The organism is Pseudotenacibaculum haliotis, assembly GCF_042684245.1.
Taxonomy (GTDB): domain Bacteria; phylum Bacteroidota; class Bacteroidia; order Flavobacteriales; family Flavobacteriaceae; genus Polaribacter; species Polaribacter haliotis_A.
The window spans coordinates 57,264-76,095 of the sequence record NZ_JBHULH010000004.1; the positions used below are offsets into that span (position 1 = coordinate 57,264).

Consider the following 18,832-nt stretch of genomic DNA (forward strand, 5'->3'; position numbering starts at 1 on the left):
GCATGATTATAAAGACAGAGATATAAAATTTAAAAAATGAAAATAGCCATAATAGGAACAGGAAATTTAGGATGCTCAATAGCAAAAGGTTTAATTACAACCAACGCTATTACTTCCTTGTATTTAACAAAGAGAGATCTCAAATCGATTCAAGAATTTGATGGATACAAAAATGTGTACTTAACATCAGATAATAAAGAAGCCGTATCAAAATCTGATATCATCATTTTTGCTGTTCAGCCCTCGCATTTAGAAGGAATTCTTGAGGAAATAGCTTCATTATTGACAGAAAACCACGTATTAATATCTACCATCACAGGATTCTCAATAGAGAAAATAGAAAGTAGTGTAGGCAAAGATCAATTTGTGATCAGAGCCATGCCCAATACAGCTATTGCCGTAGGAAAATCTGTTACATGTTTGTGTAGCAATCAAAAAGGAGCAGAGCGAATAAAAATAGCAGAAGCCATTTTTAACAGATTAGGAACCTCTATGGTTATACCGGAACATTTGATGCAAGCAGCAACAGTTGTGTGTGCTAGCGGAATTGCCTTTTGGATGCGATTGATAAGAGCCACAACACAAGCAGCAATTCAACTTGGGTTTGATGCCAAGGAAGCACAAGAACTTGCAATGCATACTTGTGAAGGAGCAGCGAACTTACTAATAACAAACGGAAATCATCCGGAGCAGGAAATCGATAAAGTAACCACTCCAAAAGGATGTACAATTGAAGGTTTGAATGAAATGGAACACAAAGGACTTAGTTCCTCTTTGATACATGGAATGGTAGCCTCTTTTCAAAAGATCAACAGTATAAAAACAGAACAGTTATGAGTTTATTTGATGTATACCCTTTGTTTGATATCATGCCTGTAAAGGCCAAAGACGTCTATGTATATGATGAGAATAGTAATGAATATTTAGACTTGTACGGCGGTCATGCTGTGATCTCAGTAGGACATTCACACCCTACTTATGTAAACAATTTGACAAATCAATTGGAGCAATTGGGGTTTTATAGCAACTCAGTACAAAACCCATTGCAAAAGGAACTTGCCTTTAAGTTAGAAAATGCTTCAGGGTGTAAAGACTATCAACTCTTTTTGTGCAATTCAGGAGCAGAAGCCAATGAAAACGCATTAAAACTAGCCTCTTTTCATACTGGAAAGAAAAGAGTTATTGCTTTTAAAAACGGTTTTCACGGAAGAACATCAGCAGCAGTTGCAGCAACAGACAATCAGAAAATTATAGCGCCGATTAATGCGCAACAAGAAGTAGATATACTCTCTTTAGGCGATTTACCATCAGTAGAAGCATCTCTAAAGAAAGGTGATGTATGTGCCGTTATTATTGAATGCATTCAAGGAGTTGGTGGTTTGGATGAAAGTACAGCAGCCTTTTACAAAGGACTTAGTAAGCTATGTAAGCAATACGGGGCACTATTTATAACAGACGAAGTACAGTCCGGTTTCGGAAGAACAGGAGACTTTTTCGCTTTTCAGAAGTATGACCTACAGCCGGATATTATTTCCATGGCAAAAGGAATGGGAAACGGATTTCCGATAGGAGGAATCCTTATTCACCCCAATATTAAAGCCTCTTATGGCTTATTAGGTACAACATTTGGCGGAAATCATTTGGCCTGTGTTGCCTGTTTGTCTGTTCTAGACATTCTAGAAGAGGAAAAACTACAACAAAATGTAAAAGAAGTCTCCAATTACTTTGTTGAGAAAGCCAAATCACTCCCTAAAGTAAAATCCATCAAAGGAAGAGGTTTAATGCTGGGATTAGAATTTGATTTCCCTGTAGCAGAACTAAGAAAACAACTCATATACAAGCATAAGATCTTTACAGGAAGTGCCAAGAACCCGAATGTATTGAGAATTCTTCCGCCTTTAACAATCAAGAAAGAACATATAGATCAGTTTTTAAACGCATTAAAATCAGAATTATCATGAAACAATACTTAGATATTAATGATATAGAAAACCTTCCTGAGACTATTAAGGAAGCAATAGAGCTAAAGAAAGAACCTTTTAAACACAAAGAGCTGGGAAAGAATAAAACCTTGGCAATGCTCTTCTTTAATGCGAGCTTGAGAACACGATTGAGCACAGAAAAGGCCGCAAAGAACCTAGGAATGGAAGTGATGGTGCTAAATGTAGATAGTGCTTGGAATTTGGAATTTGATGAAGGAGCAATTATGAACTTAGGAACAGCAGAACATATCAAAGAAGCAGCGCAAGTTCTTTCACAGTATGCAGATGTCATTGCAGTAAGAGCCTTTCCTGGTTTGGTAGATAGAGAACAAGACGAATCAGAACAAGTATTGTATGGTTTTCAAAAGTATGCAACAGTTCCGGTTATCAATATGGAAAGCTCTACAGGGCACCCTTTACAAGCCTTAGCTGATGCAATTAGTATAGAAGAACTCTCTTTCAAGAAAAAACCGAAAGTAGTACTGTCTTGGGCTCCACATCCTAAAGCTTTACCCCATGCAGTAGCAAACTCTTTTGTACAGATGATGCAAAAAAGAGAGGTAGACTTTTTCATTACTCACCCCAAAGGATATGAGTTAAACCCCGAAATGGTAAAAGATGTAAAAGTGTATTACGATCAAGAACAAGCATTAGAAGATGCAGATATCGTATACGTAAAGAATTGGAGTAGCTATAAAGAGTACGGAAAAGTTTTGAACACAGATAACAATTGGATGCTTACCAAAGAAAAAGTAGGCAACGCAAAGTTTATGCACTGCTTACCGGTAAGAAGAAATGTAGTTGTAGAAGATGCTGTTTTAGATAGTGAGAATTCCATCGTGATTCAACAAGCGAATAACAGAACCTATGCAGCTCAAATTGTGTTGAAAAAAATGTTAGAAGAATTATGAAAAAACAACAATTAAAGATCGTAAAAATAGGAGGGAATATTATTGATGATGAAGTTGTTTTGAAAGAATTTCTAAGCTCATTTGCACAATTAAAAGGCCCCAAAATTTTAGTGCATGGAGGAGGGAAATTAGCAACAAGGTTGGCAGAAAAAATGAATATTCCTGTTAAGATGATAGACGGAAGAAGAATTACAGATGCCGAAACTTTAGAACTGATAACGATGGTGTATGCAGGAAAGATCAATAAAAATATTGTAGCTCAATTACAAGCAAATCAATGCAATACTATTGGGTTTTCCGGAGCAGATGGAAACACAATTATAGCTAAAAAACGACCTGTAAAGCAAATTGATTACGGTTTTGTTGGTGATATAGTAAAAGTTGAGGTGAATGTAATTAATGTTCTATTAATCAACAACTTGACAATTTCTTTTTGTGCAATTTCTCATGATGCAAAAGGACAACTTCTGAATACAAATGCAGATACGATAGCATCAGAACTTTCTATTGCATTATCCAAAGATTATGAAGTAGCATTATACTACTGTTTTGAGAAAAATGGTGTGCTGAAAAATGTAGAAGATTCAGACTCTGTAATTGAAGAAATAAACACAAAACAATATCAACAACTAAAGAAAGACGGAATTATTTATGAAGGAATGATTCCGAAACTTGACAACTGTTTTTATGCTCTTAGCAAAGGAGTACAACACATTAAAATAGGAAAGGCAGAAATGCTTTTCAATACAAATACAAAACACACAACTGTTAGAAAATGAGACAAGAAAAATTAACCAATGATGCAATAGTTTTACTAAAGCAATTGATAGAAACCCCTTCGTTTTCATCAGAAGAAAATGAAACAGCTTTGTTGATAGAAAAGTGGTTTCAGAATTATGGTATTTCCTATCAAAGAGATCAAAATAATGTATGGGCTGTCAATGCTTTTTATGATGAAAATAAACCCACATTATTACTAAACTCTCATCACGATACCGTAAAGCCCAACAGAGGATATACCAAAGATCCGTTCAAAGCCATAATCGATAATGGAAAACTATATGGTTTGGGTAGCAATGATGCCGGAGGCTGTTTGGTGTCTTTACTGGCAACCTTTGCTCATTTCTATCAGCAAAAAGATTTGAATTACAATCTGGTAATAGTAGCATCAGCAGAAGAAGAAAGTAGTGGACAAAACGGTTTAAACAGTATGCTGTCTATCATTCCTAAGATAGATGTTGCCATTGTTGGAGAGCCTACTTTGATGCAATTAGCCATTGCAGAAAAAGGACTTGTGGTTTTTGATGCGAAAGTAACCGGAACACCTGGTCACGCAGCACATCCCAATAATAACAACGCGATCTACAATACAATTGATGTTCTAAAATGGTTTCAAGCGTATGAATTTGATAAGGTTTCAGAAACTTTAGGAGTAGTTAAAATGACAGTAACACAAATAAACGCAGGAAAACAGCACAATGCCATACCGGCAGAAGTAGATCTGGTAGTAGATGTTAGGGTGAATGACCAGTATAGCAACGAAGAAGTTGCAAAAATTCTTTCAGAAGAATCGCCTTGTAGCTCTATCATTCCAAGAAGTCTACGATTGAACTCTTCATCTATTCCTAAAGAACACGAACTCGTTCAAGCAGGAATCTCATTAGGGAGAGAAACTTATGGCTCACCAACATTATCAGATCAATCTGTACTACCATGTCCATCTTTAAAATTAGGGCCGGGAGACAGCACACGATCACACACAGCAGATGAGTTCATTTATATTCAGGAGATCGAAGAAGGAATTGATCTCTACATCAAATTGTTAGAAAAAGTACTTTAAAAGAAACAAAATAAAATGAATCAGAGAAGTCAAGAAGTCAAAAAAATCTTGAATCCTGATTCTAATTTAAAATTTGAGATATGAAACTTTGGGATAAAGGATATTCTATAGACAAACAAATAGAACAATTTACAGTAGGAAACGACAGAGAAATAGACCTACATATTGCCAAATACGACATTCAGGCATCACTAGCTCATGCTAAAATGTTAGCATCTATAGGAGTTTTAACAACAAACGAATGGGAACAATTAGAAGGAGGATTGAAAGAGCTCTATGATCAATGCTTGCAAGGAAACTTCACTATAGAAGAGCAATTTGAAGATGTACATTCTAAGATTGAGTATGAGTTAACTCAGAAGTTAGGAGAAGTAGGAAAGAAGATACATACAGCTAGATCAAGAAACGATCAGGTTTTGGTTGCTTTGCATTTGTACTACAAAGAAAATTTACAAGAGATCAAAGAGCTAACAAAGACGTTTTTTGAAACCTTACTTTCTTTGGCAGACAAACACAAAGAAGTATTGTTGCCCGGATATACACATTTGCAGGTAGCAATGCCATCTTCTTTTGGGTTGTGGTTCTCTGCATACGCAGAAACCTTGATAGACGATCTGTATCTACTAAACGCAGGCTTGCAATTGGTGGATCAAAACCCTTTAGGTTCAGCAGCAGGCTATGGTAGTTCTTTTCCAATAAACAGAGCATTAACAACAAAAGAGCTTGAGTTTGCAACACTAAAATACAATGTGGTTGCAGCGCAAATGAGTAGAGGGAAAAACGAGAGAACACTTGCCGGAGTTTTGGGAAGCTTGGCCAATACCTTATCTAGATTTGCAATGGATATCTGCCTGTATATGAGTCAGAATTTCGATTTCATTTCCTTTCCGGATCAATTAACCACAGGAAGCAGTATTATGCCGCACAAGAAGAATCCCGATGTCTTTGAATTGATTAGAGGGAAATGCAATAAGATACAAGCCTTACAAACAGAAATGATTCTGATCACAAACAATCTGCCAAGCGGATACCACAGAGATTTTCAGTTGCTAAAAGAGAATATGATCAACGCAATTGTGGATATAAAAAGCATCTTAACCATCTTTAATTATTCGATTCAGCAAATTCAGGTGAAGGAGTTTGATATTAATGATGACAAGTACAAGTATTTGTTTACCGTTGACAATATTAACAACCTTGTTGTAGGAGGAATGAGTTTTAGAGAAGCCTATCAGCAGATAGGAGGCGAGGTAGAAAAAGGAACCTATATACCGGATACATCCAAAGAACATACGCACGAGGGAAGCATTCACAATCTCTGTTTGCAAGAAATAAGAGAAAAACTTCCGAATTGAAATTCAGGATTGTCAAATACATAAAACAACACAGACTTTGCTTGCGAAATAGATAAGCAATGAAATAGTAAAGAGCTGATTTTTATACAAATCGTAAAAATGATATTTGAAGTTAAAAAAAGTTTTGTCGGCTAAAAATTAATCATACATTTGAACCATGATTTATTCAAAAGGACAGAACAACTACGCAAACATCACCAATGTGATGCGTTCTCCTTTTGCTTACACTACAACTTCTACTACAATTACGATTACCCTTTAGGGGGTTATTTTGTTACATATCATTTCCAGGTTACCTATAGTTTTTTGAAAGCTCAAAAAGCTCAGTAGAATTCATATCTATTTCTTTACTAAACATTAAAAATGAAAGTTTTAAAATTTGGCGGTACGTCCGTAGCCAATTCAGATAATATCAAACAAGTATTGAGCATTGTCTCAAAAGCATCAGAAAAAGAGCAAATTGTAGTTGTTGTCTCAGCCATGGGTAAAACAACAGATGCATTAATACATGCAGCTAATGCAGCAGCACAAAAGAACAACGCATACAAAGCAACCTTGCAAGAGCTAGAGAAACATCACTTTAACACAATTAAAGAGTTGATTCCTGTACAAGAACAAAGCGAGGTTATAAGTTATACCAAACAATTGTTTAATCAATTAGAAACCATCTATGAAGGTTGTTTTCTGTTGCAAGAGTTAACCCCAAAAACATTGGCTAAAATATCCGGTTTTGGAGAGCTCTTATCGTCTTTTATCATTGCAAAAGCAGCAAAGAACAGTATAGGAGCCAATTACAAAGACAGTAGAGAACTTATTATTGCTTCTGATGATTACAACAATGCCTTGGTAGATTTTGACCTGACGTTTAAAAAATGTCAAGACTACTTTTCAAACAACGGAGCTCGTGTAACTATTGTTCCCGGATTTGTAGCCAGAACCAAAGAAGGAAAAACAACAACCTTAGGAAGAGGAGGTTCCGACTATTCAGCAGCCATTTATGCAGCAGCTTTGGACGCAAAAGAATTACAGATCTGGACAGATGTGAGTGGAATGTTCACAGCAAATCCTAAAGTAGTTAAACAAGCTCATGAGATTCCTCATATCTCATATCATGAAGCTATGGAGTTGTCTCATTTTGGAGCAAAGGTGATTTATCCGCCTACCATTCAACCCGTATTGCAAAAGGAAATTCCAATTGTCATCAAAAACACTTTTCAACCGGAAGACAAAGGAACTTTGATCACCAAAGAAACCGGACTAAACAAGCCTGTAAAAGGAATCAGTCATATCAACGAAATAGCCTTGATCACTTTAGAAGGAGTAGGCATGGTAGGAATACCGGGATTCTCTAAACGTTTGTTTGAAGCTTTGTATTTACACGATATCAATGTGATTTTAATTACACAAGCATCATCAGAACTATCTATTTGTATTGCAATTCATGAGAACGATGCAGAAAAAGCCGTTGCAATTGTAAACGATGCCTTTGCGTATGAGGTTCAATTGAAAAAAGTAAAGCCTGTTTTTGTAGAAAAGGGAATGAGTATCATTGCTTTGGTGGGAGATCAAATGAAGAACCATCAAGGCTTAAGCGGAAAAATGTTTAGTGCTTTAGGAAAGAACAATGTAAACATAAGAGCCATTGCACAAGGAGCTTCAGAAAAGAACATTTCGGCAGTAATTGACGAGAAGGATACTAAGAAAGCTTTGAATACCTTACACGAACGCTTTTTTGAAGAACGTGTAAAACAATTAAATCTATTTGTAACCGGAGTAGGAAACGTAGGAGAAAAATTCTTAGCGCAGCTTCAGCAGCAAAAGAAGTTCTTAAAGAAAAATTTAAAACTGAACATTCGAGTAATTGGAATTTCCAACTCAAGAACCATGGTTTTTGATGAAAGTGGACTCAACCTTAACTCTTGGAAAGAAGCTTTACAAAACGGAGAAAAAGCCAGTTTAGAAGGCTTTTTAGAGCGAATAAAATCCATCAACTTAAGAAACAGTGTCTTTGTAGATAACACAGCCAGTGAAGCAGTTTCTAAGATGTACGAAGGATATTTAAGACATAATATTGGAGTTGTTACCTGCAATAAGATTGCCTGTGCTTCTGATCTGGAGAACTATAGAAGATTAAAATTTGTTTCCAGAAAATACAACGCGCCGTTTTTATTTGAAACCAATGTAGGAGCCGGGTTGCCGATTATTGATACGTTGAAGAATTTGATAGCTTCCGGTGATAGAGTACATAAGATCCAAGCCGTATTATCTGGAAGTTTAAACTTTGTATTCAACAATTTTGATGAATCAATTACATTTCATGATGTAGTACAGCAAGCTCAGAATGAAGGATATACAGAGCCCGACCCAAAGATTGATCTAAGTGGAATAGATGTCGCCAGAAAAATTTTAATTTTAGCAAGAGAGAGCGGTTATGAACTAAATTTAGAAGATATTGAGAACAATTCTTTTTTGCCGAAAGAAAGCTTAGATACCAAAGAAAATGAATCGTTTTATGCCTCTTTGCATAAGTATGAAGAGCATTTTCAGGAAATATATCAAAAAGCAAAAGACAAAGAATGTCGTCTAAAATACGTTGCAGAGTTTGCAAACGGAAAAGCCAATGTAGGATTACAACAAATAGAAGCAACACATCCATTCTATAATTTAGAAGGAAGTGACAACATTGTATTGTTCTATACAGACCGTTATCCGCAACAACCTTTAATTATTAAAGGAGCCGGAGCCGGAGCAGAAGTAACCGCATCAGGAATCTTTGCAGACGTTATACGAATTGGGAATGTGTAAAAGAAGTAAGAAGTAAGAAGAAAAGAGTAAAGAGTAAAGAGTAAAACCGAAAATATATTTACGAGCTAAACTCATAAACCTATAAACTTATAAACACATAAACATTCCCCAAGCACCAAGCACCAAGAACTAAAAAAATGAACGAAATAAAACTATTTGCACCCGCCACTATTGCTAATGTATCCTGTGGTTTTGACATTCTGGGACTTTGTTTAGATTCCGTAGGAGATGAAATGATCATACGCCAAGTATCAGAACCCGGAGTTACGATTAGCAAGATTTCCGGGCAAGACTTACCATTAGACCCACAAAAGAATGTAGCAGGAGTTGCAGCATTGAGTATGTTGGAACACTTAAATACAAATGTTGGTTTTGAAATTGAGATTGAAAAGAAGATCAAACCGGGAAGCGGAATTGGAAGCAGTGCAGCCAGTGCAGCCGGAGCCGTTTTTGGGATCAACGAACTGTTGGGAAAACCTTACACGCAAACAGAATTGATATTCTTTGCCATGCAAGGAGAAAAACTGGCAAGCGGTTCTGCACATGCCGATAATGTAGCACCGGCGATTATGGGAGGTTTTACAATGGTAACCAGTTACGATCCATTACAGGTAACAAAGATCAATCCGCCCAAAGAATTGTACGCTACAGTAATACATCCGCAGATAGAAGTCAAAACAGCCGATTCTCGTTCCGTATTAAAACAAAACGTATCACTAAAAACCATGGTACAGCAAATGGGTAATTTTGGAGGATTGATCTCAGGCTTGTATACAGAAGATTACAATTTGATTGCTCGCTCATTACATGATGAGATCATAGAACCACACCGTTCTATTTTGATTCCCGAATTTGATAGAGTAAAAGAAGCCTGTTTAAACAACGGCGCTTTAGGAAGTGGAATTTCAGGTTCTGGGCCTTCTATTTTTGCTTTGAGCAGAGGAGAAGAAACGGCACAAAAAGTAGCAGCCGGAATGCAACAAGTATATCAAGGAGTACAAGTAGATTTTGATATTCATATATCTAAGATCAACCAAGAAGGAATTAAGATTTTATAAGAAGAAAAGAGTAAAGAGTAAGAAGAAAGGAGTAAAACCGAAAATATATTTACGAACTAAACTCATAAACTCATAAACTCATAAACCTATAAACCACAACCAACCCCTAATTACTATTATCTAAGCACTAAAAAATGAACTACTACAGTTTACACCATACATCAGAAAAAACCTCTTTTAGAGAAGCAGTCATCAACGGAATAGCACCGGATAGAGGCTTGTATTTCCCGGAAAACATTCAACCTATCTCAGAAGAGATCATTCAAAATATCACAAACTATTCAAACGAAGAAATTGCCTTTCAAGCAATCAAACAATTTGTAGGCGATGAGATTCCCGAAGAAAAGCTTAGAGAGATCATTAGAGAAACCATTTCCTTTGATTTCCCTGTCGTATCGGTAGATGACAATGTAGCAACCTTAGAACTCTTTCATGGACCTACAATGGCTTTTAAAGATGTAGGAGCAAGATTTATGGCAGGATGCTTGGCCTATTTCAATCAAGATAATGAAGAAGAAGTTACGGTGTTGGTAGCTACTTCTGGCGATACAGGAGGAGCGGTGGCCAGTGGGTTTTTAAACGCAAAAGGAGTCAATGTTGTAATCTTATACCCAAGCGGAAAAGTAAGCGAGATACAAGAAAAACAACTCACAACACTAGGAAATAATATTGCAGCCTTAGAAGTAAATGGCGTTTTCGACGATTGTCAAGACATGGTAAAAACCGCTTTTTTAGATACGGAGATTCAACCAAAACTAACATCAGCCAATTCCATTAATGTAGCACGATGGCTACCGCAAATGTTCTATTATTTCTTTGCATATAAGCAAGTAGCTCATTTGAAAAAAGACATTGTATTCTCGGTTCCAAGTGGAAACTTTGGAAATATCTGCGCCGGAATTGTAGCACAAAAACTAGGATTGCCGGTCAAGCATTTTATTGCTGCAACCAATGTAAATGATACCGTTCCTAACTATCTAAAAAACGGAGAATACACTCCAAAAGCTTCTAAAGCAACAATTTCCAATGCGATGGATGTGGGAGACCCAAGTAATTTTATACGAATTCAAGAACTGTTAGGAAAAGAAGTAAAAGAATTAAAACAATTGCTCTCATCCTTTAGTTTTTCAGATCAAGAAACCAAAGAGATCATGAAAAGTTTGCATGATAAATGTGACTACATAGCAGACCCTCATGGAGCAGTTGGTTACTTAGGCTTAAAGCAGTATGAACTCTCAAAAGAAGAACTCGGAATTTTCTTAGAAACAGCACACCCCGTAAAGTTCTTGGATGTGGTAGAGGAAACGTTGAATGTAAACGTGGAGATTCCTCCTCAAATTCAAAAAGTAATGGACAAAGAAAAAGTAGCAATTAAGGTGAGTTCCTACAATGATTTAAAGGAATATTTAAACAGTTCGTCTGTATAAACAGTTCATTCAACTAAATAGATCTATAACACTAACATTTATTTAAATCTTTGCGATAGAAACCAACTAAATAAATGTGTTATGGCAATACTTATCGAAAACCAAAAAAATGTATTCAACGTAAAAGGAGAAATCAATCAATTGAATGCGAAAATCTTAAAAAGCTATGTAGAATCTCAGTTTCACGCTTATGATCGTGTGGTGTTGAACATTAATGATGTACGTAAAATTGACAAAGCAGGAATTAATATTTTAACTTCTTTATACAAAGTATCATTACTAAAACAAAAAAGCTTTTCTATTATTGGATATGGATGCAAAGACATCTATGATGAGTTTTTGCTGTCTGCCTGATTTTTTATTGCAAATAGTTTTTTATTTTCGGGAAGTCATCTTGAATAAAGGCTATGCAGATTCCACAACACATCCTCGATAGAAAAGGTCCTCGAAGTTTTAAAGATTTGAATCCTGAAGTATTAGAATACTTGGATCAAGGAAAAATAGAAACAAAAAACTTAATGGAGTGGTTGTCTGCCAACCAACTAAAACTATTGCAAATAGTATTATCTGAGATAGAGAAAACCGAATGGTTCTCTATGTTTGATGTGGCTGTAAACAGTCAGAAAAAACCTACCGCCAATAGCAATGCCAAAATCATAGGAGAAACCTTTGCACAAATGACTCAAGATACAAAGGTGTATGAAGCACTAAAATCACATACCAGTGATATTGTACGCTGTTGGGCATGTTGGGGAGAGAGTTTGTTGTACGACGATCTGAAAGAACTTTTACAAGCGATGAAAGGATATGCAGCCGATACACATTTTGGTGTAAGAGAAGTTGTCATTTTTGCTACCAAAGAACGCATGATCGAGAATTTAGATCTGGCAATTGCCATTTTAACTCCTTGGACTTCTAGCAAAGATGAAAATGTTAGACGTTTTGCAGCCGAAGCTTTACGCCCGGTAGGAGTATGGGTAAAAAAGATCGCTCAATTTCAAGAAGAACCTCAATTAGGACTTCCTGTATTAGAACCTCTCAAATCCGATGCTTCAAAATATGTACGCGATTCTGTAGCCAATTGGCTGAACGATGCCAGCAAATCGCAACCGGAATGGGTGAAAGGAGTATGCAAACGTTGGGAACAAGAATCTACTACCAAAGAAACAGCCTATATTATTAAAAGAGGATTGAGAACACTTATGAAATCCTAAAACCGATAATGAGGGAATGAAGGAAATACTCAAAAGTGAGTATATCAGTTACGATAAATATTTTTTAATATTGAGTAATATTCATAACCCCTATGATTGTTCATCAAACAGATTATTTAGAATCTTTGTTTGAAAAACCGTATGATTTATTTATTCAAAACTGGAAAAAGTCCCCGGAAACCAGCGAAGTTTTCAAACGAGAAATGTTAAAATTTGTAGAGACGTACAAGAAGTATCGTCCTGCAAAAGCTTTGTGGTTGCATCAGAATTTTACGCTGGTGTTAGACAAAGAGACCCAAAAATGGGCAGAAGAGCACGTGGTATACCCTTGTGTAAAATATGGGAATCAAAAATTTGCATTTGTAGTAAGCAAAGATGTTTTTTCGCATGTAAGTGTTGTTGATAGCTTTGAAGGATTAAACATTAGATTACCCAAACACTTTACCAGTGAAAAAGAAGCGTTAAAGTGGCTAATAGAAGATTCAGACGAAGAGACAGGAAAGAATGTTGAATCATCTATCTATTTTGAAGGCCTTGACGAAGATGGTAATATGTTGCTAAAAGTGAAAACATCTTCAGATGCCACAAATCTTCTTAAACTTTTTGGAAAAGCACAAAAGGAAGATGTGTTTTACAACACCAACCTCACAAAATTTACATCGTTAACCAACCGAGAAAAAGAAATACTATTGAAATACGCCAGTGGAATTTCTATGGAAGACATTGCTAATTATTTCAATATATCCATTTATACCGCTAGAACACACTGGAGAAATATTAAAAGAAAACTAGCTATAGACTCATCAATAGAAGCTGTAAAATTCTTGTCTTTTTTCTAATATTAAAAGTCAAAAAATTACTCAAATTTGAGTATTTCACATGTGCTCATTTGTATTTAATTTAGCTTCGATTACAGACGTCGACAGATGAAATCGTTCAATGTTTTTTTGTATTTCTATACGACACTATATAGAAAGTCCCCACGCAGAAACTACATTGTTTTGAGTATATAACTAACCCTAAATTTAAAATTTATGAGAAAACTACTTTATGTAGTAGTACTGCTATTGGCTTATGGTTGCAGTACAGATACTAACGATTCCATTCTTGAACCAAGTTCTAGACAATCTACACTAACAGAAAGAGGAACTGGATTGAAACTAATACCTCAATCTGTAGATAATCATGGAAATTTAATAGAAGAAAACAATAGCTATGTAACTGATGAAGAGTATAGAAAGATTCTTGCAAAAGAGTTAACTGTTTTTCAGATATATGAAGCTAAAGATGGTAACTATTACAGTGAAGCCGCTCTAAAAGTACAAGGAGCAGAACCGGTACTTGATATACCACAACCTTATTACAATCATTGTATAACTCCTGAAGAGATAGCGTATTATGAAGGAGTGGCAGAAGCCCTATGTCAAAAAATCACCTATCGTTGTAGAGCTAATCAATACGGGTACTATATGGTATTTACATTTTATCCTCCGGTGCCGTGTATTCCTGTTGATGACAATGATACTTATGATTAAACCATAAAGGATTGCTATTAAAACAAAAAAGAAAAACCAAGAGCTTTTAGTTCTTGGTTTTTTATTTATACGGTTTAGGTCTCCTCGTTATAATACACTTTGTAGTAGTGCATCTTACGCTCTTCGTCAAATCCTTTCTCGATGTTTTCCTTTACGGTATCACCTTCGCTAATATCTAATTTGATCTGAATCTTAGTATCCAGATTGATCTGACTCTTGATTTTGCGCTTTTCCTTTTTTAAGGTAGGTACAGAAACATTAAAATGCTCCTCTAGATCAAGATTATTCTCTTTTTTGTACTGCGTTTTGAAGTTGTCGTAAGAATCTACCACATCAAAAGGGGAGAGGAGCTCTTGTTCCAAAATATCTTTGGTAATCACTTCATTGTCGTTAAACAATTGCACTCCCTGACTCATAAATTCTTTCTGCACAAATGTATCACCCTCATCTACCATTGTGTTAGAAAAGTTAGAAAGCAATTGTAAGTGATGTTTTGTTTGGTAAGAATCATTCATCACTTCTTCCAAATCCAAGAAAGATTTTTTCCAGTAGTTGGCATCATAGCTGTTGTTGTCGATAGATAAAACACGATATCCATCAGATTGTTCTGAGTTCAAGATCAAACAACCTTTATCGATCTTTTGCAGCTTAACACCTTTACTGATCATAAAATCCATATCGTCCTCAGTAGCATTAAACTTCAAATAATCGATCTTCTTTTCAATTTTAAAAATCCCAATAGCATCAGTAGTGATCTCTTGAAATTGAATCTCCTGAAATAATACGATAAACAACTCTCCGGTCTTGATCTGTGGATGATTCGACTTTTCATACAAATGATTTAGAATGTTGTTAGAATAGTCGATAAAACTGATCTCTTGCTGAAAAAACTTACTAGTACTATCATACACCGTGTTGTAATCCAAACTTACGTGGTGGGTAAACTTCATTAAATCCTGACTAGATCTGATAGAACTTAAAAAGAAACTTTTTAAGATCGTTTCTTCATCACTAGTTAATGGAATTTCTTCGCTGGTAGAATAGTTTATTTCTTGACTTAATTTGTTACCAACACGTTGTAAAGTTGCTCTGGCTATAAGGGCGTTTGAAGTTTTTAGCATGATTTACGATTCGCAAAAATTGTTCTGATTATAGGCGAGCGAAGATAAAAAGTTTCCCAATTAATTAAGGAGTTTCTACAAAGAAAAAATAGAGAACTTTAGCAAAGTTCTCTATCTTATCTATTGAGTTTTATGTGTTTCTAAACGTCTATTTGTTCCAATATACAGAAGTTTGTCCGTATTGGAAGTGAATTGGGTTGTGAGATGGATCTTTTTGGAACATATACAATTCATGTGGTGGCTTTTCAAACAATACAATGATGTCTGAACCTCCAAATTTGAACTTTCCAAACTCCTGTCCTTTTACAACTTCTTTCCCTTGTAACTCAGTGTACATGTCTACACCAGAAACTTGTGCCATTCCAATAGGAAGAATTGCTACTTTTCCAACCTCAGATTGAGAATCAACCACTACAATTCCACGAGATTGGTTGAACTCGTAGCTGTCTTCAGCACCATCTGGAGCGTCAAACTGCCCATCTGGAGTCATTTCTACATTCAAATATACTTTTCCAACAGCAGCCATGATCTGTACGATCTTTCCGCTTACAGGAGTATGAAATCTATGATAATCAAACGGATTCAAGAAATAATGAATAAACGTACCTCCGTAAAAATCTTTAGAAAACTCACTGTATTGCAACAACTCATCTACTGTTCCAATACTATGTGTATGCTTTAAGCGAGTATTATCAGGAGCCATTACCTGACCTTTTTCATTAATTGGATAACATGCTTTGAAAGTACAATCTGCCGGAGAAACAATAGTGGTATTGTTGTTAGGCTCTGCAATAGGTCTTACAGGGCTAATTCCCGTTCCTTTAGCAGCACCATTAAACTCTCTGTAAAAGAATTGATTAAAGGTCTTCCATTCTTTCTCATTTTCTTTATACAACGGATAGTTGTACATGCTTTCTCCTTCTGAATTTTTATCCTCTTTAAAAGTTTTTAAAGATGCCGGAGTTAACGATTCTTCTGTATCTAAGAAAATTCCCCACGCTGTTGCAAAACTTACCAGCCAATCTGAGAATTCAGGATAGCTTTGCATGGTTCTTTTTCCTCCTTCTTTTTGATTTACCAGAAAGTAGAATTGACATAACAGATCATATACTTTTTGATTGTATCCATTTTTGGTTCCATCACTGGTCCAAGCATTATGAGTACCTTTTCTTTCATTTGGTACCATTACTACATAGATATCTAAATAATCGAAATAATCTTCAATTGTAGTAGGCCAACCTTTTTGGTTGAACTCTTTGTTGATTGCGTTGTATAGATCTTTATTCAAAGGTGGAGTTGGAGGCTTTGTGGTTTTGTCTCCATTTGCTGCTACATCCTGAGCTTTGATCAATGATTTTTTTAAATCTGCTGCCATTTTTGGATTTCCATCCAAGAGTGTTTTCAGTTGTGCCACAACGGCTTGATGTGTTGCCATAATATTATAAAATTGATAGGTTTTTATTCTTACTACAATTTCTTCGAATCTGGCAAGCTGACCGAGAGTAGAAATACCACATTGTAAAAACAGTTAGTAATACCTAAAAAAAGCACTGCGTTAACAGTGCTTTTTAGAATTGAATAGAGTATTTGAATTATGATTCGAGATCCTCTAAAATATTATCTGCAGCATTAAATGCCAACGCAGCAATAGTAAGCGTTGGGTTTGCTGTAGTTAGAGTAGGGAAGACTCCACTTCCTACCATATACAAATTAGAATGATCCCATGATTGTTGACGATCATTTAACACAGAGTTTTCTTTCTCGGTTCCCATTCTGTAGGTACCCACAATATGACCGGCACCATAGAACTTAAAGTTGTTTCCTTGGTATTGGAAATTGGTTGAGGTTAATTCTTTTCCTGGTTCAGGATAAAATACAGGCTCTCCCGGATCTTGTGTATATTCTGTGGCTCCAATAGCATCAAAGATTTCTGTAGACACTTCTTTTGCAGAAACAAAAGCATTTCTCACATAATCTTCAGGAATTTGATAGTTTACTTTAGGTCTAGGCAATCCTAGATTGTCGGTTAATGTTTCAGACAGTTCTACACTGTTTCCTTCATAAGGTAATTGTTCTATCAAGTACCCTAAACGAACTTGCCTGGTGTAAATTCCATTTAGAGTATCTACCAATTGCTGCCCAAACAGCTTACTGTTGTCCGGTAAGCTTGGATCGAATTTTAAATTCTTTCCTTGTCCGTTTGTACTGGTAGCATTGGTTTGCGAATTGTTTTGTCCAAACACATAATCTGCCAATGTTGTAAACGGATCTCCTGTAGCCCATTGCCAACCTTCATTTCCAATTTCGATACGATAAGCAGCTCTGTCACTTCTAAAAGCTCCGTCTCGAACAGATTCGATTCCCGAAGTAGAAAGCGGACCTCTATATGGGAATACAGGATCTTTTGCCAATCCCCAAGCCAAGTACATAATATGATCCATCAAATTCTTTCCAACCTGACCGCTGCTGTTTGCAACACCATTCGGGAACTTATCTGATTTAGACATCAATAATAATTTAGGTGTTTCAATAGCATGCGCGGCCATTACATATTTCTTAGCAGAAACAGTTCCCGTTCCTGTAGCCGGACCGTTTTGCTCAGCATAAGTAATGTATTCTACACCAGAAACTTCATCCGTATCAGGATCTAGCAATACTTTGCTTACCACATGTTGGTACCAAACTTCTACATTACCTGTTTGTAAAGCTCTGGCTATAGTTACAGTAGCATCATACTTTGCTTGAATCGGACAAATTGGAATACAGTTGGTATTTCCTGCGCACTGTCTTCGTTCTCCCGGTCTGGAATTTCTTCCTTGTGGAGTAGGAGTTACATAAACAGGCTCTCCATCAATATGCATTGATGTTACATTATCAGCAAAATCTCTGTCTACCATAGATTCTACAATTGCCGGCATTGGGTAATCGTAATCAGGACCAAAAGTTTGTTGTCCGTCAAACTGCTGATATAATTTGTCTAATGCTGCTTTACTTCCTGCAACATTAATCTCATTGGTTGCTTGCTCGTAATAAGGAACTAGTTTTTCGTAAAAAGCCTTACCTCCCGGCCAGTCAACTCCCACACCGTATTTGGATTGCAGAATAAAATCATTTGGTAAGAAACGCAAACTCGTTCCTAACCAGTGCCAAGTGGTTCCTCCACCAATTCTTTCATAGGAACTTCCATAGGCAAAATTTGCATCTGGACTATCTCCTTGTAAGTTAGGTTGCTGTTGTTGAAAATCGAAATAACATTGTTTAGGCTTTCTCCAAGAACCAATTTGTAAAACCGTATATCTAGGAGTATTTTCTTCTCCCGGATCTGGTAATCCCAAGGGGTTCTCATCTGTAGAAGGCACTGCTCCTTGTGTACTTGGAGGATAAGGAGATTCAGGAGTTTTGGCATTTGCCTTAAAGAAGGTCTCCATATAGTTACTTCTGTCAGCAGGAATTTTAGGACCCGCTTCTAAGATCAATACTTTTTTACCTGCTTTTCCCAGGTTGTAGGCTACTATTGCTCCAGCAATACCGGAACCTACTATAATTACGTCATAATCGTTTGTTGTTGCCATGTTGCTGTAGTT

Annotated in this window: 16 protein-coding genes; 13 read left to right on the forward strand and 3 right to left on the reverse strand. The window is 36.2% G+C overall.

The features are described 5' to 3' along the window. Positions 1 to 36: 36 nt before the first annotated feature. From proC to ACFSRZ_RS08475, 13 genes are all read left to right on the forward strand, one after another. Positions 37 to 837 carry a pyrroline-5-carboxylate reductase gene (gene proC, locus ACFSRZ_RS08415; protein ID WP_379666105.1) on the forward strand — a complete coding sequence of 267 codons (801 nt, stop codon included), beginning with the start codon at positions 37 to 39 and terminating at the stop codon, positions 835 to 837. Continuing rightward, complete coding sequence (locus ACFSRZ_RS08420) at positions 834 to 1,961, forward strand: aspartate aminotransferase family protein (RefSeq protein WP_379666106.1); 1,128 nt, start codon at positions 834 to 836, stop codon at positions 1,959 to 1,961. Before proC ends, ACFSRZ_RS08420 begins: the two co-directional genes overlap by 4 nt. Continuing rightward, a complete protein-coding gene (locus ACFSRZ_RS08425) occupies positions 1,958 to 2,893 on the forward strand; it encodes an N-acetylornithine carbamoyltransferase (RefSeq protein ID WP_379666107.1) in 936 nt (311 codons plus the stop codon). Before ACFSRZ_RS08420 ends, ACFSRZ_RS08425 begins: the two co-directional genes overlap by 4 nt. Beyond that, positions 2,890 to 3,672: an acetylglutamate kinase gene (gene argB / locus ACFSRZ_RS08430; protein WP_379666108.1), complete on the forward strand. Its 783-nt coding sequence runs from the start codon at positions 2,890 to 2,892 to the stop codon at positions 3,670 to 3,672. Before ACFSRZ_RS08425 ends, argB begins: the two co-directional genes overlap by 4 nt. Further along, positions 3,669 to 4,733 carry a M20 family metallo-hydrolase gene (locus tag ACFSRZ_RS08435; protein WP_379666109.1) on the forward strand — a complete coding sequence of 355 codons (1,065 nt, stop codon included), beginning with the start codon at positions 3,669 to 3,671 and terminating at the stop codon, positions 4,731 to 4,733. Before argB ends, ACFSRZ_RS08435 begins: the two co-directional genes overlap by 4 nt. An 80-nt stretch (positions 4,734 to 4,813) precedes the next feature. Next, on the forward strand, positions 4,814 to 6,088 hold the full coding sequence (gene argH / locus ACFSRZ_RS08440; protein WP_379666110.1) for an argininosuccinate lyase: 1,275 nt from the start codon (positions 4,814 to 4,816) through the stop codon (positions 6,086 to 6,088). Between the two features lie 363 nt (positions 6,089 to 6,451). Next, positions 6,452 to 8,893, forward strand: coding sequence for a bifunctional aspartate kinase/homoserine dehydrogenase I (thrA, locus tag ACFSRZ_RS08445; protein ID WP_379666111.1), 2,442 nt, complete (start codon positions 6,452 to 6,454; stop codon positions 8,891 to 8,893). Between the two features lie 137 nt (positions 8,894 to 9,030). Next, positions 9,031 to 9,951 carry a homoserine kinase gene (locus ACFSRZ_RS08450; RefSeq protein ID WP_379666112.1) on the forward strand — a complete coding sequence of 307 codons (921 nt, stop codon included), beginning with the start codon at positions 9,031 to 9,033 and terminating at the stop codon, positions 9,949 to 9,951. 134 nt (positions 9,952 to 10,085) lie between these two features. Continuing rightward, positions 10,086 to 11,378 carry a threonine synthase gene (gene thrC / locus ACFSRZ_RS08455; RefSeq protein WP_379666113.1) on the forward strand — a complete coding sequence of 431 codons (1,293 nt, stop codon included), beginning with the start codon at positions 10,086 to 10,088 and terminating at the stop codon, positions 11,376 to 11,378. A gap of 81 nt (positions 11,379 to 11,459) precedes the next feature. Next, complete coding sequence (locus ACFSRZ_RS08460) at positions 11,460 to 11,732, forward strand: STAS domain-containing protein (protein ID WP_379666114.1); 273 nt, start codon at positions 11,460 to 11,462, stop codon at positions 11,730 to 11,732. A gap of 53 nt (positions 11,733 to 11,785) precedes the next feature. Further along, a complete protein-coding gene (locus ACFSRZ_RS08465; protein WP_379666115.1) occupies positions 11,786 to 12,592 on the forward strand; it encodes a DNA alkylation repair protein in 807 nt (268 codons plus the stop codon). A gap of 92 nt (positions 12,593 to 12,684) precedes the next feature. Beyond that, positions 12,685 to 13,431: a response regulator transcription factor gene (locus ACFSRZ_RS08470; RefSeq protein ID WP_379666116.1), complete on the forward strand. Its 747-nt coding sequence runs from the start codon at positions 12,685 to 12,687 to the stop codon at positions 13,429 to 13,431. 195 nt (positions 13,432 to 13,626) lie between these two features. Further along, complete coding sequence (locus ACFSRZ_RS08475) at positions 13,627 to 14,127, forward strand: hypothetical protein (RefSeq protein ID WP_379666117.1); 501 nt, start codon at positions 13,627 to 13,629, stop codon at positions 14,125 to 14,127. A 74-nt stretch (positions 14,128 to 14,201) separates the two neighbouring features. On the opposite strand, the gene ACFSRZ_RS08480 is transcribed toward ACFSRZ_RS08475, so the two are convergent. The 3 genes from ACFSRZ_RS08480 to ACFSRZ_RS08490 all read right to left on the reverse strand — a co-directional run bounded on the left by ACFSRZ_RS08480 (position 14,202) and on the right by ACFSRZ_RS08490 (position 18,820). Beyond that, complete coding sequence (locus ACFSRZ_RS08480) at positions 14,202 to 15,248, reverse strand: nucleoid-associated protein (protein ID WP_379666118.1); 1,047 nt, start codon at positions 15,246 to 15,248, stop codon at positions 14,202 to 14,204. A gap of 148 nt (positions 15,249 to 15,396) precedes the next feature. Further along, entirely contained in the window at positions 15,397 to 16,683 is a 1,287-nt protein-coding gene (locus ACFSRZ_RS08485) for a phosphatidylserine decarboxylase (RefSeq protein WP_379666119.1), read from the reverse strand. A gap of 157 nt (positions 16,684 to 16,840) precedes the next feature. Next, positions 16,841 to 18,820 carry a GMC family oxidoreductase gene (locus ACFSRZ_RS08490; RefSeq protein ID WP_379666120.1) on the reverse strand — a complete coding sequence of 660 codons (1,980 nt, stop codon included), beginning with the start codon at positions 18,818 to 18,820 and terminating at the stop codon, positions 16,841 to 16,843. Positions 18,821 to 18,832 lie beyond the last annotated feature (12 nt).

Excerpts from the sequence above, each read along its gene's own strand:
- proC (WP_379666105.1), top strand. The coding sequence starts at position 37 with ATGAAAATAGCCATAATAGGAACAGGAAATTTAGGATGCTCAATAGCA.
- ACFSRZ_RS08420 (WP_379666106.1), top strand. The coding sequence starts at position 834 with ATGAGTTTATTTGATGTATACCCTTTGTTTGATATCATGCCTGTAAAG.
- ACFSRZ_RS08425 (WP_379666107.1), top strand. The coding sequence starts at position 1,958 with ATGAAACAATACTTAGATATTAATGATATAGAAAACCTTCCTGAGACT.
- argB (WP_379666108.1), top strand. The coding sequence starts at position 2,890 with ATGAAAAAACAACAATTAAAGATCGTAAAAATAGGAGGGAATATTATT.
- ACFSRZ_RS08435 (WP_379666109.1), top strand. The coding sequence starts at position 3,669 with ATGAGACAAGAAAAATTAACCAATGATGCAATAGTTTTACTAAAGCAA.
- argH (WP_379666110.1), top strand. The coding sequence starts at position 4,814 with ATGAAACTTTGGGATAAAGGATATTCTATAGACAAACAAATAGAACAA.
- thrA (WP_379666111.1), top strand. The coding sequence starts at position 6,452 with ATGAAAGTTTTAAAATTTGGCGGTACGTCCGTAGCCAATTCAGATAAT.
- ACFSRZ_RS08450 (WP_379666112.1), top strand. The coding sequence starts at position 9,031 with ATGAACGAAATAAAACTATTTGCACCCGCCACTATTGCTAATGTATCC.
- thrC (WP_379666113.1), top strand. The coding sequence starts at position 10,086 with ATGAACTACTACAGTTTACACCATACATCAGAAAAAACCTCTTTTAGA.
- ACFSRZ_RS08460 (WP_379666114.1), top strand. The coding sequence starts at position 11,460 with ATGGCAATACTTATCGAAAACCAAAAAAATGTATTCAACGTAAAAGGA.
- ACFSRZ_RS08465 (WP_379666115.1), top strand. The coding sequence starts at position 11,786 with ATGCAGATTCCACAACACATCCTCGATAGAAAAGGTCCTCGAAGTTTT.
- ACFSRZ_RS08470 (WP_379666116.1), top strand. The coding sequence starts at position 12,685 with ATGATTGTTCATCAAACAGATTATTTAGAATCTTTGTTTGAAAAACCG.
- ACFSRZ_RS08475 (WP_379666117.1), top strand. The coding sequence starts at position 13,627 with ATGAGAAAACTACTTTATGTAGTAGTACTGCTATTGGCTTATGGTTGC.
- ACFSRZ_RS08480 (WP_379666118.1), bottom strand. The coding sequence starts at position 15,248 with ATGCTAAAAACTTCAAACGCCCTTATAGCCAGAGCAACTTTACAACGT.
- ACFSRZ_RS08485 (WP_379666119.1), bottom strand. The coding sequence starts at position 16,683 with ATGGCAACACATCAAGCCGTTGTGGCACAACTGAAAACACTCTTGGAT.
- ACFSRZ_RS08490 (WP_379666120.1), bottom strand. The coding sequence starts at position 18,820 with ATGGCAACAACAAACGATTATGACGTAATTATAGTAGGTTCCGGTATT.